This is a genomic window from Pseudanabaena minima str. Chao 2107 (assembly GCF_051131155.1).
GTDB lineage: Bacteria > Cyanobacteriota > Cyanobacteriia > Pseudanabaenales > Pseudanabaenaceae > Pseudanabaena > Pseudanabaena minima.
This window is the reverse complement of sequence record NZ_CP159508.1, coordinates 700,481-717,435: the sequence shown is the minus strand read 5'-3', so window position 1 is coordinate 717,435 and position 16,955 is coordinate 700,481. Positions and strand designations below refer to the sequence as shown.

Sequence of the window (16,955 nt, the reverse complement as noted above, 5' to 3'; positions counted from 1 at the left end):
TAAAGTTGGGGTCTAACTTATAATTCATCTGTGACTGCGATATAAACATGTAAGTTGTTAGTAAAACCGCAAAACAGTGTACTTTTTGAGTAAATTTCAAAACTAAGATTTTTAAATTTATTCTTGCTAATTTTATCTCTATTAGCCTCTTTTTTCATGCTTAACCTAACGATTTTTACGCTTTACTTGGTTATTTAATAGCTAAGCGATCCCGATGAGCGACAAAACGTTCAAGAGCTTTACTTCGTTTTTTGCTAAAATCAAGATAGATAAGGAGCAGAAATACCATGCAAGCAATTATAATTACTCCTGAAATAGAAGAAGAACTTGAACCACAAATCCATCTTTGGTCGATCGCAGATTATCACCAAATGATTGAAGCAGGAATTTTGGATGAGGACGATCGCGTCGAACTCTTGGAAGGAAAAATTGTTTGTATGAGTCCACAAAGACCATTTCATGCTGCAAGTGTACAGCGCAGTGCCAATCATCTTTATGAATTATTAAGAGGCAAAGCCTATATTCGCGTTCAATTACCCGTAATACTAGGCAACGACTCTGAACCAGAGCCAGATCTTGCGGTTGTGAGATTTGATAATAATGAATATTCCTTTCGACATCCTGAAGCGTCGGATATTTATCTATTGATCGAAGTAGCCGATTCAACTATTGCTAAAGACCGCAAGCAGAAAGCGCGTATCTATGCCAAAAATCGGGTTTTAGAATATTGGATTCTCGACTTACAAAAGCGACAAGTTTATGTTTTCCGTCAGCCAGAGGAAAACACCTATCGAGAAGAATTGGTTTTGAATAGCAGTGATAGTATCGCTATGCAAGCATTTCCTGATGTAGCGATCGCATTAGATGCTATGTTTCCTATTGCAGAGAATTTACAAAGTTAACTAGATATTCCTATGGCTTCACCTTGGGCGGGAGAATTAGAATTAGAATTCGCGAAACGGAATCAACAAACCGTATTAACCCGTAATTACACCGTAGCACCTTGGAAAATTCAGCGATCGCTTTATCCCGAAGGTGAAGAAGTTTGTCATTGCATTCTCTTACATACCGCAGGTGGTTTAGTCGGCGGCGATCGCCTGTCTGCAAAAATTCATTTACAACCGCAAACCCAAGCCCTGATTACTACTGCTGCTGCTAGCAAAATCTATCGCAGCACAGGCGCTGAATCTTTACAAAATCTCCATATTCACATCGATGAAGGGGCAAGTTTGGAATGGTTCCCACAGGAGACAATTGTATTTTCCGAAGCGCAATATCGACAGCGAACCAGAATTGAACTCGCACCAGCCGCCACATTGACCATGTGGGAAATTGTCAGGTTTGGGCGCACGGCTCGTGGTGAGAAATTTCTAGATGGGAATTGGCGATCGCATACGGAGGTATGGCGCGACCAAAGCCCCCTATGGATTGATCGGCAATATCTCAATGGAAATTCGGAAATGTTAGGAAGTCCTAATGGCTTAAATAATTATGCGATCGCTGCAAATTTTATTTTTGTTGGCGCTATTGTAGAACCTGAATTAATTACACAGATTCGCTCTACTTGGGAGCAGGGAAGTTATCAAGGAATGTCAGGAGTTACGCGATCGCTTTCAGGTTTAGTTTGCCGCTATTGTGGGGACTCCTCCAGTGATGCACGTAAATGGTTTCAACAAATTTGGCAGCTTTTGCGTGTATCCTATAGGGATAGAGCAATATGCGTACCTAGAGTCTGGTGAGTTTCTAATTTTGGCTTCGCTAAAACTAGAAACTCAATAAATGCATACCTAGAGTTTGGTGAGTTTGTGATTTTGGTGAAGCCAAAATCACAAACTAAGTAAATGAGTTTGGTAGATATTCATGCAACTTACGCCTCAAGAAAAAGATAAATTATTGATTTTTACGGCTGCATTATTAGCGGAGCGTCGTAAAGCTAAAGGTTTGAAATTAAATTATCCTGAAGCGATCGCCTTCATCACTGCGGAGATTTTGGAAGGAGCAAGGGAAGGTCGCACGGTTGCCGAGTTGATGTCCTATGGCGCGACTTTGCTCACCCGTGATGATGTGATGGAAGGTATTCCCGAAATGATTCATGATGTGCAAGTGGAAGCTACTTTCCCTGATGGAACTAAACTGGTGACAGTACATAATCCTATTCGCTAACCAGCAATCCAAATAATTTATGGAGGTCTGAGATGATTGCGATCGCAACACCCCAGAAACAACAAAAAACAACAGAGGTAGAACCGAAACTTACCTTCGAGCAGTTTCTAAAAGTTTATCCTGAATATGGACATTATGAACTTATTGATGGTGAGCTAGTTGAGATTTTTGAGATGGCATTTACACGCAATCATGACGATGTTGGAGAGTTTATCGATAGACGTTTTTACCGTGAAGTCGAACGATTATCTCTTAACTATGTCATTAAGAGAGCGGTTCCCATAAGAAGTATCGACCAAGACGGAAATGAGCGTGGACGTGTACCTGACTTAAGTGTGATTGATGCAACATCTTGGCGCTCTAATCGTAGTGACTATAAAGGATTTCGTGACAAAATTCAGTTAGCTGTTGAAGTCATTTCTACAAATTGGGAGGATGATTATATTGACAAGTTTGAGGAATATGAACGGATTGGTATTCCCGAATATTGGATTGTGGATTATTTAGCGATCGCTAGTCGTGAATTTCTTGGTAATCCCAAAGTCCCCACGGTGTTTGTGAATTTGCTAGATGAAAATGGTAAATATCAAACAACTAGATTTACAGGAGATGACAAAATTATTTCACGGACTTTTCCTGAATTGGACTTAACTGCTACCGAGATCCTCAATATCTAGCAAACAGATCCCCGATTTTTCTATAAATTCAGAAGTTATCTATGCTGTCAACAAAAAAGTCGGGAATCTCAAGGCTCAAATGGCAAAAAACAAATTTTAATTGGAGAAGAACTTATGATTGTTGGTGAAATCATTACTCAAGAAGGTGATATTGAATTAAACGCGGGTCGCGAAGTGACTACGCTCAAGGTTGCTAATTCAGGCGATCGCCCGATCCAAGTTGGTTCCCATTATCATTTCTATGAAACTAATCGAGCGCTGATCTTTGATCGCGATCGCGCCAAAGGTACACACCTTGATATTCCTGCGGGAACTTCCATCCGCTTTGAGCCGGGGGATGAAAAGGAAGTAAATCTCGTTCCCTATGTGGGTACTCGCGAGATTTATGGATTTAATGCTTTAGTAGAAGGCAAATTGGAGAATTAAACGAATGAGTTATAGAATGTCCCGCCGCGCCTACGCAGAAACCTATGGCGCTACCGTTGGTGATAAAGTTCGCTTGGCTGACACAGAATTATTTATTGAAGTGGAACGTGACTACACCACCTATGGCGATGAAGTCAAATTCGGTGGTGGTAAGGTAATCCGTGATGGCATGGGACAATCACCAATTACCAATGCCAATGGAGCCGTTGATGTCGCGATTACCAACGCTTTAATTCTCGATTGGTGGGGCGTGGTAAAGGCGGATGTGGGGATTAAAGATGGCAAAATTGTCGCGATCGGGAAGGCGGGAAATCCTTACATTCAAGATAATGTAAACATCATTATCGGTGCGGGTACAGAAATCATTGCAGGAGAAGGCAGGATTCTCACCGCAGGCGGCATTGATACCCATATCCATTTCATCTGTCCCCAACAAATTGAAGTAGCGATCGCCTCTGGGATCACGACGATGATCGGTGGTGGCACTGGTCCTGCTGTAGGTACAAATGCCACCACCTGCACCCCCGGCCCTTGGAATATTTATCGAATGTTGCAAGCTGCCGATGCTTTTCCGATGAATATAGGTTTTTCGGGTAAGGGCAATAGCAGCAAGCCCGAAGGACTAATTGAACAAGTCGAAGCTGGGGTAATTGGGTTGAAACTCCATGAAGATTGGGGAACTACTCCTGCCACGATTGATACTTGTTTAGGTGTTGCCGATGAGTACGATGTGCAGGTTGCCATCCACACGGACACGCTCAATGAAGCAGGATTCGTGGAAGATACGATCGCTGCTTTTAAAAATCGTGTCATCCACACCTATCACACTGAAGGTGCTGGCGGCGGTCACGCCCCCGACATCATCAAGATTTGCGGTGAAGCGAATGTACTTCCTTCTTCCACAAACCCTACTCGTCCCTATACTTTAAATACTCTTGACGAACATTTGGATATGCTAATGGTCTGTCACCATCTCGATCCTAGCATTCCCGAAGATGTATCCTTTGCAGAATCAAGAATCCGTCGCGAAACGATCGCTGCTGAAGATATTCTCCACGACATCGGTGCGTTTAGTATGCTCTCTTCCGATTCACAAGCTATGGGAAGGGTTGGCGAAGTAATTATCCGCACTTGGCAGACTGCTCACAAAATGAAGGTACAGCGAGGAGTGCTGGCGAGTCCCGAAGCTACCAGAGCCGACAATTTCCGCGCACAGCGTTATGTGGCAAAGTACACGATCAATCCTGCGATCACGCATGGTATTTCTGAATATGTCGGTTCCATTGAAGTTGGCAAAATCGCCGATCTCGTTCTCTGGCATCCTGCCTTTTTTGGCGTAAAGCCCGAAATGGTATTGAAAGGAGGCTTCATTGCATGGGCGCAGATGGGTGATGCCAATGCCAGTATCCCTACACCTCAACCTGTCTATATGCGTCCAATGTTTGGCAGCTATGGCGGCGCGATCGCACCTACATCTTTTACTTTCATTTCTCAAGCTGCAATGGAGAGAGGTATTCCTAGTCAATTAGGTTTACAGAAGCAAGTACTTACGGTTAAAGGAACTCGTAATATCAGTAAACGTGATTTAAAGCTCAATGATGCGTTGCCAGTGATGGAAGTCGATCCAGAGACCTATGAAGTTCGTGCTGATGGAGAATTATTGACCTGTGAGCCAGCGTCAGTATTGCCAATGGCACAGCGATATTTCTTGTTTTAGGCGATCGCTTTCACAGTTATAAACGTCCTTTATCAAAAGGTGATCGTTTAGCCTTTCCCACCCAAGAATTAGTGGTGCGGTCTTCGTGCTGCGCCACTAATTCTTGCGTAGGAAGGGAGTATCAGCAACGAATCATTAAGCAAAATTTAGCCGTAGGGGCAATTCATGAATTGCCCCTACAATTTGTTTTTTATATCTGTCGCCATTCTTGTTAGGCTCCAAACCCAAGAAGTAGTTTGCGGCGCAAACTAACAAAACCCGTAAAGTTGCACCCCTGCGGGGTGCAACTTTACGGGTTTTGCACAGCTATAGGTATGTAGTTTATAGGCATCTAGTCGAACTAGGCTTGCTTGGATTTAATACATAAAGATAGCTTCAAGCAAAGCCCTTGCTGTTTTAATGATAAGCATCGAAAAGAATAATGCTTAAAACTTTGTAAAGTTTAGTACAATGCTTAACATTCCCTAGAGTAAGTATTTATTCTCATTGACATGACATCAGCCCAATTTCCTTGGCTTACCGCGATCGTCCTGCTGCCCCTCGTAGGTTCCTTACTCATACCCATACTGCCTGACAAAGAAGGCAAAACTGTACGTTGGTATGCATTAGGTGTAGGCATCGCAGACTTCATTTTGATGTGCTATGCCTTCTGGAAGAACTATGATCCGAGCAGCGCGACATTTCAACTCGCGGAAAAGTACACTTGGATACCCCAATTAGGTCTTAGTTGGGCAGTTTCAGTTGATGGCATCTCTGCACCTCTGGTGCTGCTAGCAGGACTAGTCACCACTCTTTCCATCTTTGCTGCATGGCAAGTTAATATCAAACCACGCCTTTTTTACTTCTTGATGTTGATGCTTTATTCTGCACAAATCGGCGTATTTGTTGCCCAAGATTTATTGCTATTCTTCATCATGTGGGAAGTTGAACTAATTCCCGTCTATCTGCTCGTTTCGATTTGGGGAGGTCAGAAACGTCAGTACGCAGCTACCAAATTTTTACTTTATACTGCCGCCGCATCTATTTTTATCTTAGTTGCTGGCTTAGCGATGGCTCTCTACGGCAACAACCTCACCTTTGACATGGCTGAGCTAACTCTTAAGGAGTTCCCGCTTGCTTTAGAACTTTCACTTTATGCAGGTTTATTAATTGCCTTTGGTGTCAAACTCGCAATTTTCCCTTTGCATACTTGGTTGCCTGATGCCCACGGTGAAGCATCTTCTCCCGTATCGATGATTTTGGCAGGTGTATTACTTAAAATGGGTGGTTATGGTCTAATCCGTCTGAATATGGGATTACTTGACCATGCCCATGTCTACTTTGCGCCAGTTTTAGCAATGCTCGGTGTCATAAATATTGTTTACGGTGCTGTGAATTCCTTTGCCCAAGTCAATATGAAACGCCGCCTTGCTTTTTCATCGGTGTCGCACATGGGATTTGTGCTAATCGGGATTGCATCGTTCACTGACTTGGGAATCAGTGGCGCGATGTTGCAAATGCTTTCTCACGGTTTAATTGCTTCTGTGTTGTTCTTCCTCGCAGGTGTAACTTATGATCGCACCCACACGATGTTAATGACCGAGATGGGTTATATCGGGAAGGTAATGCCCAAGGTATTTGCACTATTTACTGTTGGGGCATTGGCTTCCCTAGCCCTTCCTGGTATGAGTGGGTTTGCTAGTGAAATCTCAATCTTTGTTGGGATGACTTCCAGTGATGTTTATAGCTCCACCTTCCGTACGGTGACAGTGTTTCTAGCCGCAGTCGGAGTAATTCTCACGCCGATTTATTTGTTGTCTATGTTGCGTCAGATTTTCTACGCTTCCGATGCGAATCCTACCTGTGATATCAACCCATCCTGCGATATTTCGGACATTAGTCTCAAGGCTCAAGGTAACCAAGATGTAGTTTGCTTCGGTACAAATTGCGTTTTGCCTAGTGAAGCTGAATTTAGTGATGCCAGACCTCGCGAAGTTTTTATTGCAGTTTGCTTTTTAGTGCCGATCATTGCGATTGGAGCCTATCCTAAAATAGCAACCAATCTCTACGATGCAACTACAACTGCAATCAATTCACAGATGCGTTTTGCCCATGAACAGGTTGCTTTGATCAGGCATAATGAAACTTTTGCTGAGCAATCTTCTTTCCCTAGACTTTCCGAAGTTAAAAGCAAGGAAGTTGTAGCAAGCAACAACTAAATTAACGTGAGTTCGATATTGCCATTTGTGGTGTGCAAAGCACGCCGCAAATGTCAGAAATTGGTAAGTGCTTTAGTCGAACTGACGTTAATCCAATATCAAAAAGAAAGCCACACAAAGTGTGGCTTTCTTTTTTTGATATTGGATTAATTACGGCGAATCTTGGGAACTTGGCGAGTTGATAGATCGCTCTCAGCTAAAATTTGCTTGACTTGAGGTTGTGACAGGACTATTTGCACATCAGCAATCAGCCGATCGCCCCAGAGATTTTCAACTAGATATGGGATTTTGCCATAGCGTGGATCGATTTTCATCGCTTCAACAGCTAGCTCAACGGCTTTAGTGCGATCGCCTTTACGATAAAAAGCCGTGGCAAGGGCAAGGGTTGGCTCAGCCGCAAGAAACTCGACTTTTTCGGCTTGCTTGAGTGAGTTTTGCCATTTAGCGATCGCCTGATCGACATTGCCACGCTCGTACTCAACTAGACCGATGTTATTGGTAGCCGCCCAAAACTTGTTATCGAGAACTAGGACATCGTTGTAAATAGTCACCGCTTCATCGTAACGTTTGGTCAAAAAGTAAGCATTCCCTAGGTCAAACATCGCTGTTGCTGACTTTGGCTCAAGGGTTAGTCCTTGTTTGAGGTGACTAATTGCTTCGGGATAGTTTTTATTGCGGAGATAGGCAGCCCCCAAACTGAATAAAATCGTCGGCTCATCTTTTTTGAGATTAAGAGCCAATTTCAAGGCTGTAATAGCTTCAGCATATTGCTCTTTGCGGAGATAGATACTGCCGAGAATACCTTGAGTTTGAAATGCTTTGGGCGCTAGTTGTGCGGCTAGGCGAGCGCGAGGTAATGCCAAATCGTACTGCTCAAATTGAGCGAGTTGGGCTGCTTCCCTTGCCAAATTGAGTGCTTGCTCTTCTAAGTTTCCAAAATTGATCCTTGTTGTGTGGGGCAGAAGAGCTTGAGCGCGTAGTGGAGAGGCTCCAACGCTGACTGATGCAAGTATTGCCAACAACCAAATTCGATGACGCACAGGTATAACTCTTACCAATTCTGAATGTTTTGAATATATTTCAAATGATAGCGCTTCTTTATCAAAACCGATTTCAGGTTTTCACAAAACTCAGAAAATTAGAGAGATTACCCAAGCGACTCTCTCTAACTTTCTGGTTTTTAAAGATTTTTTGAGTAGCGATGCTTGCTAGAATATCTCTAGAATTTTTGTTTGATTTATTAATCATATTTAAGAAAACCGCTATGGACTTCCTAAACCCTGTATTTTCCGCATTTTCCAGTATTAATTTTCAGCTAATTTTCCAATTAACTTGTTTAGCGCTGATTGTCGTTTCTGGTCCCGTCATTATCTTTTTGTTATCTGCTAACAGTGGCGACTTGTAATTAAACAAAAAAAAGGAGGGTGCAAAGCACCCTCCTTTTTTTATGAGCGCAAAGTGCTGTATTTGCTAGCGATGCGACTGGAAATACTAGTTGCAAAATCGATAAAGAAGCGATCGCCTTGTAGGGCGTTAAAGGTTTTTTGACATATTTGTTGCATTGCATTAGTCATTGCAGGAGCAGATTGCGTTTCAGTTTGCTGCTCAAGATATTCCACAAAACTCATGCCACCAATGTGAGTTAGATAAGCAGCCGTAACAGCTTGCATCGAGCCACCGATCGCATAGGTGATGGCATTTACCTTAAAGCAAGAGGCGATCGCTGAGCTGGCGATCTCGATGCAGCCAAGTTGTAATAATTGCTGGGCGATGATCATCGCAAATTGTTGAGCCTGCTTAAAATTGAGGGGACGATCATAAATTTTGCTGAGATCCATCAACATTTGGGTATTGATTGCCGCTCCAGCCAGCAGATCAATCGCAGGGATAGGATTCGCAAAAACTGTCGTAGCGGCGATTAATTGATAACGATTAATAATTGTGGCAGCATCTTGGCGACGTTGATGATTAATTGTGCCATTGATTTCCTGTAGCAAATTCTTGATTTGCAGATGGGTATTGTGAATTAGCAAATCTTCCCACTCATTAGAAAGAATTGTCTCAATGCGTTCTTTTAAAGCAGTCACATCGGGCGGTAGATCTTCCCACCATTCTTGGATGGCGGCATTGTGAACTGAATCTTCAGCATTGGCATATTGACGTACTTTGATGGGACTGGGCTGAGCGGCGATCGCCACAATATCAGTGGAAGCTAAGAAATGCTGAGTGCGTTCTCTGAGTTTAGCTAATACATTTTCGCGATCGCTTGGTAAGTATAAATCCGTCTTGTTAAAAACAAGAATTACACGTTTACCTAAGCCAGCAAGGCGTTCGAGTTCGCCATATTCGCTATTAGTTAAATCACCCGCCGTTACAAAAATCATCAGATCGGCATTCTGGGCGACTTGCAAAGATTCAATTTCTCTTTGTTGCCCCATTGCCCCCATTTCTTGAATCCCTGACGTATCAAGCAAAGAAATTTGTCGTTTTACTTTGCTTTCACTATGAATTGGCGTTATCCCAACAGGTGAGACATCAATTCCTTGAAAGTCATATTCTTGGCGAGCGATCGTTGTGCCAATTGCTGCTCCCGTCTTACCTGCCTTACGTCCCAATAAGGCATTAATTACCGAAGTTTTTCCTGCGGAGCCTGTACCAAAAACGACGATCTGAAAATGATTTTTTTGTAGATTACTGGTAATTTGCTGCGCTTGCTGTTCTAAAGTGATGCGCTTACTGGGATCGGCAATTTTGGCGATCGCCTTTTGTGCTTGCTGTAATTCTTTAAATAGATAACTGCGATCAATTACTGTCGGTTGTTCTATCCCAGCAGCAAAGCTCTTTCGCACATTCACAAATAAAAGTGAGCCGCCGATCATCAGTGTGCTTATGCTCAGTAAATGCCAGTCATGCTCAAGAGAAAATAAGGTATTGGCGATCGCGGCAACACTGACAATCCCTAAACCTAATATCCATTTTTTAGTCAAATTTTTATGAGACAAGACTGTGCGATAGTTCAGCATTCACAACGTACTTTTGAAAATTTAATCTTAAATATCTTAAGCGTACAGTTCTACCATAATCGTCAAGATAGCAATAAAAATTTTATAGCAATCTCCGACCGAAAAAGCAGAAGTAACGTGAGTTTGGGATAAGCTACAAAATTTTAAAAGCCCAAACAGTAAAAGCCTCGCTTAGCGAGGCTTTTACTGTTTGGGTCTTAGACATCTAGGAGCTAGTTTGAAACCAACTCGATCTGAGGTTAATTTTCCGCTTGCGTCGTGCTTCGCACGACGCAAATGGCTTTATCTAACTCACGTTAATTTACAAAATTGCGACGATATTTTTGTGAAAGCGTATAAGTACGTTGGCGCAGATGATTTGTAAACCTGATGCTATGAGAATATTGCTTTAGTCACGATGGAATGCAAACTACCCATCATAAATTTTAGATACAGGCAAATGCTCAACGGAACGAATATATTTTTAATTGGGATGATGGGTGCAGGTAAAAGCACCGTCGGCAAACTCTTAGCGCAAAAACTAGGTTACAACTTTTTAGATACCGACCCACTGATTGAGCAATGTGCAGGGAAATCAATTCCAGCAATTTTTGCCAATGATGGTGAAGATAAATTTCGCGATCTTGAACAACAGGTACTTTCACAAGTCTCGGCTTATACCCGTCTAGTCGTGGCTACAGGTGGCGGGATCGTCATGCGATCGCTCAATTGGTCACACCTACACGATGGCATCGTTATTTGGATTGATGTCCCAGTTGAGACTTTATACCATCGTCTCAAAACAGCATCTGAGCAACGCCCTCTTTTACAAACCGCTGATCCATTACAAACCCTTAATGATATTTATAACCAACGCCGCGATCGCTATGCTCAAGCCGATATTTCGATCATGGTCACAGAGGATGAAACCACTGAAGCCGTTAGCGATCGCCTGTTCGAGATGATCCAAGCTCGAATTATTCCTGATCGTCTTAAGTAAATCAACAAGACTACGCCCCACAGGGCGCAATCTTGTTGATTTACTTAAGGCGTTTATTCGCGCCGCCTATAGTTTCTAGGTTTGCGATCTCAATCTGAGGAGTGCTAAGATAATTTTTTCAATTTGACGAAATTGGCTTTGCATAAACTCAAAAGCAACAGTGCAAGTGGAACAAGAGTGCTTCGATAAGCATCAACGCTCTTAAAAAGTTGGGACTAAACCGAAAATCTTAGTGCTGATATGACACCATCATCCCCTTCTCGCATACCATCCATAGATACCCACGCTACGATTGAGGCTACGATCGATGTGATTGCAGAGAGCGAATCGTCAAGCGAATCTTCATCTGTCAAGCCTAACAATCCAGCCCCAGCTTTAACTAATTTTCAAGATAGTTCTGATCGCAGCTCCAGTGCCTTAGCGGTAACCGCAGGAGGTAATTTTGCTTCTGTGCTTGCCCCACTTACTCCCGAAAAGTTTAGCCAAGTCGTTAATGATGTTGAGCAGCGACTAAGGATCGTCAATCAAACACTCGGAATGCTCAACACCGACTTTGATGTGATCCTTGATGAAATGCTGCAAGCAATTCGCGGCAAAATTGGTGAATTGCTCTCGGCCGATCGCACCACGATTTTTTTATTAGATGCCGATAAAAATCAACTCTGGACAAATGTGCCTAGTGAAGATGGCAAAAATATTGAAATTCGGATTTCGACAGAACCAACTAGCATCGCTGGTGAAGTTGCTACCTATGGTCATATTGTCAATATTCCCTTTGACTTTTTTGATGATCCGCGATCATCTCAAGCTAAAAGGCAGTTTGAGCGTACTGGTTATCGCACTTACTCCATGCTTGCCATGCCCCTGTTGAACGATAACGATCAACTAGTTGCAGTGGTGCAGTTAATTAATAAGTTACGAATTAACGATCCTTCTGTCCCCCTCGAAGAAAGTGTTGATCGCATTGGGTTTACGGAAGAAGATCAGGCTCTATTTGCTCAGTTTGCACCATCAATGCGCCTAATTTTAGAAAGCTCGCAGGCTTTTTATTCAGCAGCCCAAAAACAACGTGCTGCCGATGCACTGATGAAAGCAGCCATGTCTCTAGGACAAAGTTTAGATCTAGAGGCTACCCTCAAAAAGGTGATGGGCGAAGCCAAGTTATTGATGAATGCCGATCGCAGTACATTGTGGCTAATTGATCGCGATCGCAATGATCTCTGGACACAAATAGTCGATCAGTATGGGCTAACTAAGGAATTGCGCGTACCGATGGGCGTAGGTTTTGCGGGTCGTGTGGCTATTACAGGCGAAGTCTTAAATATTCCCTTTGACCTTTACGAGCATCCTGATGCTGATAATTCTAAAAAATTCGATCAGGCTAATGGCTATCGCACCTGCAGCCTGCTTTGTATGCCAATTTTCAACTCTAACAAAGAGTTAATTGGTGTTACTCAATTAGTTAACAAGATTCAGCGTGGCGATTTTCCTGAATATGATCCCAACACATGGCCAGCTTCCCCTGAAAGATTCAAGGCAAGCTTTAATAGTAATGATGAAGAATTCATGAAGGTCTTCAACGTTCAAGCTGGTGTGGCGCTAGAAAATGCCAAGCTATTCGCCAAGGTCAAACAAGAACAGCAAATGCAAAAAGACATTTTGCGAAGCCTTTCCGATGGCGTGATCTCTACGGATAAACATGGCAAAATTATCGCTGCCAATGAACGCGCCTATGACTTACTTGGAGTCGGTAATGCTCTGTTAGAAGGTCGATCAGTGTATGAACTGATCAATATTGAAAAGGCAAATTTCACTAAATGGTTTGATACGAGCTTGCAGGGTGGTGACGAAAAAAGCCGTAAGCAATATTATCCCGATCAAACCCTGCGCTCTACTGATGGTGAACAACACAGCATCAATATTTCCATTAACACCATGTCTGAAGGAGACGAAGGCGAAGGTGTTCATGGCGCTCTAGTCGTGATGGAAGATATTAGTCAAGAGAAACGCCTCAAAAGTACGATGTATCGCTACATGACCCAAGAGCTAGCTGAACAGCTTCTCGCTGGTGGTGATGCCAAGATGGGCGGCGATCGCAAAGAGGTTTCCGTATTATTCTCCGATATTCGCAGCTACACCACACTGACAGAATCCCTTGCTGCTGAAGACGTGGTAATGATGTTGAACGAATATTTTGAAACGATGGTGGAGGCAGTCTTTAATTACAAAGGCACGCTGGATAAATACATCGGTGATGCGATTATGGCGGTGTTTGGTTCGCCTTTGCCAATTCCTGATCATGCATGGATGGCAGTACAGACGGCGATCGATATGCGCCATCGTTTAAAGGAGTTTAATGTCAAGCGGATCGAAAAACTGAAGCCACAAAATCAAAAAGAAATCGATATGGCTACGATCAAAATTGGCATCGGTATTAACTCTGATACGGTGATCAGTGGCAATATTGGCTCTACCAGACGGATGGAATTTACAGCGATCGGCGATGGTGTGAATCTTGGTTCACGACTAGAGGGCGCAAGTAAGCAATATGGTACAGATGCGATCATTAGCGAAACTACTTACAATCTCTGTAGCGATCGCATTTGGGTACGCGAACTTGATCGTATTCAAGTCAAGGGCAAAAATCAGCCTGTGAGTGTGTATGAATTAATCGGTTTAAAATCCGATCCACTGACCGAGATCCAAACTCGCATCATTGAGCATTACCATGCAGCCCGTGAGCATTACCTGACGCGGAAGTTTAGTAAAGCCGTTGCTGAGTTTGCCGAGGTACTAGAACTTGATAAAAACAACAAGGCGGCGAATATTCATATCACCCGTTGTCAGCATTTTTTACTAAATGCTCCTGAAGATGACTGGGATGGTGTATGGAGAATGACAGAAAAGTAAATAAACATCAAAAAAGAGAGATGGTGCTAAGCACCATCTCTCTTTTTTGATGTGGTATTGATTTTGCTGTTACATTGTTTTTGTTATCGTGATTATCTTGTACAGCGTTCGTAGATTTTATGGCAAAGCAAGGGCAACAACAGCTAGATTTCGGGTTGGAGTCTAACGGGGGAAATATCATACCGACCTCATTGCATACAGAAATGCAGCGCTCGTACCTTGAGTACGCAATGAGCGTGATTGTCGGACGTGCCTTGCCTGATGCCCGTGATGGTCTTAAACCTGTGCATCGCAGGATTATCTATGCCATGCATGAGCTGGGACTTGTGCCAGAGCGTCCCTTTCGTAAGTGCGCCCGTGTCGTTGGTGACGTATTGGGCAAATATCACCCCCACGGCGATCAATCGGTTTACGATGCCCTTGTACGTTTGGTGCAAGACTTTTCCAGCCGTTACCCATTATTGGCGGGGCATGGCAACTTTGGCTCTGTCGATAATGACCCTGCGGCGGCGATGCGTTATACCGAATGTCGCTTGGCAGCGATCGGTAATGAGGCTTTGCTGAGCGAAATCGAAGAAGATGTTGTTGATTTTGTTGATAACTTTGATGGCTCAGAGCAAGAGCCAGCCGTGCTGCCTGCTCAATTGCCAATGCTATTACTCAATGGCTCTACAGGGATTGCTGTGGGGATGGCTACCAATATTCCGCCGCACAATTTGAGTGAAGTTGTCGATGGCGCGATCGCTTTAATTGATAATCCTAATTTGCCTGACGAGCAGTTACTGAGCTTGATTCCTGCTCCAGACTTTCCTACAGGCGGGATCATCATGAATGAGGATGGTGTGCGCGAGGCTTACTTAACTGGACGTGGTAGCGTTACGATTCGCGGTGTTGCGACCGTTGAGCATTTTGGGGGCAAAGGTACAGGCAAGCGCCAGAAACAAGCAATTATTGTGACTGAACTGCCCTATCAAGTTAATAAATCGGCATGGATCGAGAAAATAGCCGAACTAGTGAACAATGGCAAAATCGAGGGCATTTCCGATATTCGCGATGAAAGCGATCGCGCAGGGATGCGAGTTGTTATTGAATTAAAGAAAGACATTGCCCCTGAAGTAATTATCGATCAGCTATATCGTCAAACAGCTTTGCAATCAAATTTTGGGGTGATCCTGTTAGCACTCAAAGGTTCGCAACCAAAGCAAATGAGTCTGCGCGAACTATTGCAAGAATTCCTCTCTTTTCGAGAAGAAACCCTTGCGAAGCGCTTCCGTTATGAGCTAAAAAAAGCCCAAGAAAAATCGCATCTATTGGAAGGACTAGTGCTAGTTCTTCAAGATATTGATCGCCTGATCAGGATTCTCCGATTTGCGAATAATAGCGCTCTGGCTAAGACTGATCTACAAACAGAATTTGCCTTGTCAGAAATCCAAGCTGAAGCGATTCTCTCGATGCCTTTACGTCGAATTACAGCAATTGAGCAACAGAAGATCCGTGAAGAACTAGAAACCTTACAGCAACAGGTTTCGAGATTAGAGAGATTATTGGGCGATCGCCGCGAGTTAATGAAATTCTTAAAAAAAGAATTGCGCGATCATAAAAAACGTCATAGTGACCCTAGGCGCACGCATCTTGCATGGCAATTACTAGGAAATCGACAAAGTATCGAAGTGACCGACATTGACGAAGTAGAACCAACAAGAGCCACCTCGAAAAGTTCTAAATCTAAAAACACTGAAAGCGATCGCCAGATTCAGCAAACCCTTGACACTGGGAATGTCACTGAGAAAGTAAACGATCGCAAATCTCCTAAATCAACAACTAATAAACAACCCAAACCAGTAGAAGTTCCCTTAATTTCTCTGACAACTGAGCTAAATATTCCCATAGCCGAGCCGCAAGATATTACAGTTCAACTCACGCATAAAGGCTATATCAAAAGCCTAGAGCCTAATTCTAGAGCCTCGCAATCTGCGGATTTAGGAGATGATGTGACGATCGCTTCCTATGACACCCGTAGCGATCGCGAAATGGTCGTTATGACTAGTTCAGGTAGAGCGTTTCCCCTTACCCTTGCCAATGTACCTATCATCAAAGGGAAAGGACGGGCTACGCCTTTAATTACACTATTACCCGATAGTACTGATCGCATTGTGTCGCAGTTTGTCTGGGAAAAGAATCCTGAATCAACGGAAGGCTTAGTCCTGCTGTCTAGTCAAGGCAAAATCAAGCGATCGCCTCTTGCTGAATTTGCCGATATGACCGCACGCGGACTGATTGCTGCGAAATTTAAAGAAGATGATGCTCTATTCTGGGCTGATATTGTCGGCTTAGACCAAGAACTAGCGATCGCCACCTCTGCTGGTAGAATCCTACGCCTCAAAGCTGATGAAACCCAAATTCCCACCGTTGGACGTACCGCTGCTGGAAATATTGCTCTGCGTCTAGGCAGTTCAGAAACTCAAATTGGTGTGTCGATTCTTGATTTACAAAATAACCCCAATTCTGAACTGATTTTGATTACGGCTGAGGGTTTTGCCAAACGCATAGCGGCGGCGAATATTCGCTCTGCGGTGCGAGGGGCGATTGGCTCACAATGCTTCAAGTTCCAATCGCGAGCTGATCGATTAGTCAGCATGACTGCGATCGCCAAGCCTCGTCTTGATTTACCTGTAACTTTCTTGATAGGTCAAGAAAATGATATTGGTTTAAGAACTGTGCAAATGCCTTTGGGTGCGATTCCTCTAGAGTTACCTAATAGTCAAGGGCGCTCGATTTTTGCAGGTGAAAGTGACTTAGTGCGATCAGAAAAAGTCATTCGCGTAGTTGCCAAATAAAAATAAAAGCCTCGCTGTGCGAGGC

General features: G+C 43.4%; 13 protein-coding genes. 11 read left to right on the top strand and 2 right to left on the bottom strand.

Annotated elements, in window-relative coordinates; all coding sequences use genetic code 11:
- The first annotated feature begins 287 nt into the window (after positions 1–287).
- The 7 genes from ABM313_RS03235 (at position 288) to ABM313_RS03205 (ending at position 7,181) form a co-directional block, all read left to right on the top strand.
- Positions 288–902, top strand: a complete 615-nt coding sequence (locus tag ABM313_RS03235; protein ID WP_434686268.1) for a Uma2 family endonuclease — start codon at positions 288–290, stop codon at positions 900–902.
- Positions 903–914: 12 nt separating this feature from the next.
- Positions 915–1,739, top strand: coding sequence for an urease accessory protein UreD (locus ABM313_RS03230; RefSeq protein WP_434686267.1), 825 nt, complete (start codon positions 915–917; stop codon positions 1,737–1,739).
- A gap of 121 nt (positions 1,740–1,860) precedes the next feature.
- Complete coding sequence (ureA, locus tag ABM313_RS03225; RefSeq protein ID WP_126386079.1) at positions 1,861–2,163, top strand: urease subunit gamma; 303 nt, start codon at positions 1,861–1,863, stop codon at positions 2,161–2,163.
- Positions 2,164–2,195: 32 nt separating this feature from the next.
- Complete coding sequence (locus ABM313_RS03220) at positions 2,196–2,840, top strand: Uma2 family endonuclease (RefSeq protein ID WP_434686266.1); 645 nt, start codon at positions 2,196–2,198, stop codon at positions 2,838–2,840.
- A gap of 114 nt (positions 2,841–2,954) precedes the next feature.
- Positions 2,955–3,266: an urease subunit beta gene (locus ABM313_RS03215; RefSeq protein WP_434686265.1), complete on the top strand. Its 312-nt coding sequence runs from the start codon at positions 2,955–2,957 to the stop codon at positions 3,264–3,266.
- Positions 3,267–3,270: 4 nt separating this feature from the next.
- Positions 3,271–4,983 carry an urease subunit alpha gene (ureC, locus tag ABM313_RS03210; protein ID WP_434686264.1) on the top strand — a complete coding sequence of 571 codons (1,713 nt, stop codon included), beginning with the start codon at positions 3,271–3,273 and terminating at the stop codon, positions 4,981–4,983.
- 491 nt (positions 4,984–5,474) lie between these two features.
- Positions 5,475–7,181, top strand: coding sequence for an NAD(P)H-quinone oxidoreductase subunit 4 (locus tag ABM313_RS03205; protein ID WP_434686263.1), 1,707 nt, complete (start codon positions 5,475–5,477; stop codon positions 7,179–7,181).
- A 146-nt stretch (positions 7,182–7,327) separates the two neighbouring features.
- Here the strand turns inward: ABM313_RS03205 and ABM313_RS03200 are convergent, their stop codons facing one another.
- Entirely contained in the window at positions 7,328–8,221 is an 894-nt protein-coding gene (locus tag ABM313_RS03200) for a tetratricopeptide repeat protein (RefSeq protein WP_434686262.1), read from the bottom strand.
- Between the two features lie 224 nt (positions 8,222–8,445).
- On the opposite strand from ABM313_RS03200, the gene psb30 reads away from it, so the two are divergent.
- Positions 8,446–8,586: a photosystem II reaction center protein Ycf12/Psb30 gene (gene psb30 / locus ABM313_RS03195; RefSeq protein WP_094530094.1), complete on the top strand. Its 141-nt coding sequence runs from the start codon at positions 8,446–8,448 to the stop codon at positions 8,584–8,586.
- Positions 8,587–8,626: 40 nt separating this feature from the next.
- Here the strand turns inward: psb30 and ABM313_RS03190 are convergent, their stop codons facing one another.
- Positions 8,627–10,168: a YcjF family protein gene (locus ABM313_RS03190; protein WP_434686261.1), complete on the bottom strand. Its 1,542-nt coding sequence runs from the start codon at positions 10,166–10,168 to the stop codon at positions 8,627–8,629.
- Positions 10,169–10,643: 475 nt separating this feature from the next.
- Between ABM313_RS03190 and ABM313_RS03185 the strand changes: the two genes are divergently transcribed.
- From ABM313_RS03185 to ABM313_RS03175, 3 genes are all read left to right on the top strand, one after another.
- On the top strand, positions 10,644–11,183 hold the full coding sequence (locus ABM313_RS03185; RefSeq protein ID WP_434686260.1) for a shikimate kinase: 540 nt from the start codon (positions 10,644–10,646) through the stop codon (positions 11,181–11,183).
- Positions 11,184–11,423: 240 nt separating this feature from the next.
- On the top strand, positions 11,424–14,093 hold the full coding sequence (locus tag ABM313_RS03180; RefSeq protein ID WP_434686259.1) for a GAF domain-containing protein: 2,670 nt from the start codon (positions 11,424–11,426) through the stop codon (positions 14,091–14,093).
- Between the two features lie 119 nt (positions 14,094–14,212).
- The gene (locus tag ABM313_RS03175; RefSeq protein WP_434686258.1) at positions 14,213–16,930 is read left to right on the top strand and encodes a DNA gyrase/topoisomerase IV subunit A; all 2,718 of its coding nucleotides are present in this window, start codon (positions 14,213–14,215) and stop codon (positions 16,928–16,930) included.
- The last annotated feature ends 25 nt before the right edge of the window (positions 16,931–16,955 follow it).

Excerpts from the sequence above, each read along its gene's own strand:
- ABM313_RS03175 (WP_434686258.1), top strand. The coding sequence starts at position 14,213 with ATGGCAAAGCAAGGGCAACAACAGCTAGATTTCGGGTTGGAGTCTAAC.
- ABM313_RS03185 (WP_434686260.1), top strand. The coding sequence starts at position 10,644 with ATGCTCAACGGAACGAATATATTTTTAATTGGGATGATGGGTGCAGGT.
- ABM313_RS03205 (WP_434686263.1), top strand. The coding sequence starts at position 5,475 with ATGACATCAGCCCAATTTCCTTGGCTTACCGCGATCGTCCTGCTGCCC.
- ABM313_RS03180 (WP_434686259.1), top strand. The coding sequence starts at position 11,424 with ATGACACCATCATCCCCTTCTCGCATACCATCCATAGATACCCACGCT.
- psb30 (WP_094530094.1), top strand. The coding sequence starts at position 8,446 with ATGGACTTCCTAAACCCTGTATTTTCCGCATTTTCCAGTATTAATTTT.
- ABM313_RS03230 (WP_434686267.1), top strand. The coding sequence starts at position 915 with ATGGCTTCACCTTGGGCGGGAGAATTAGAATTAGAATTCGCGAAACGG.
- ureC (WP_434686264.1), top strand. The coding sequence starts at position 3,271 with ATGAGTTATAGAATGTCCCGCCGCGCCTACGCAGAAACCTATGGCGCT.
- ABM313_RS03235 (WP_434686268.1), top strand. The coding sequence starts at position 288 with ATGCAAGCAATTATAATTACTCCTGAAATAGAAGAAGAACTTGAACCA.
- ABM313_RS03215 (WP_434686265.1), top strand. The coding sequence starts at position 2,955 with ATGATTGTTGGTGAAATCATTACTCAAGAAGGTGATATTGAATTAAAC.
- ABM313_RS03220 (WP_434686266.1), top strand. The coding sequence starts at position 2,196 with ATGATTGCGATCGCAACACCCCAGAAACAACAAAAAACAACAGAGGTA.
- ureA (WP_126386079.1), top strand. The coding sequence starts at position 1,861 with ATGCAACTTACGCCTCAAGAAAAAGATAAATTATTGATTTTTACGGCT.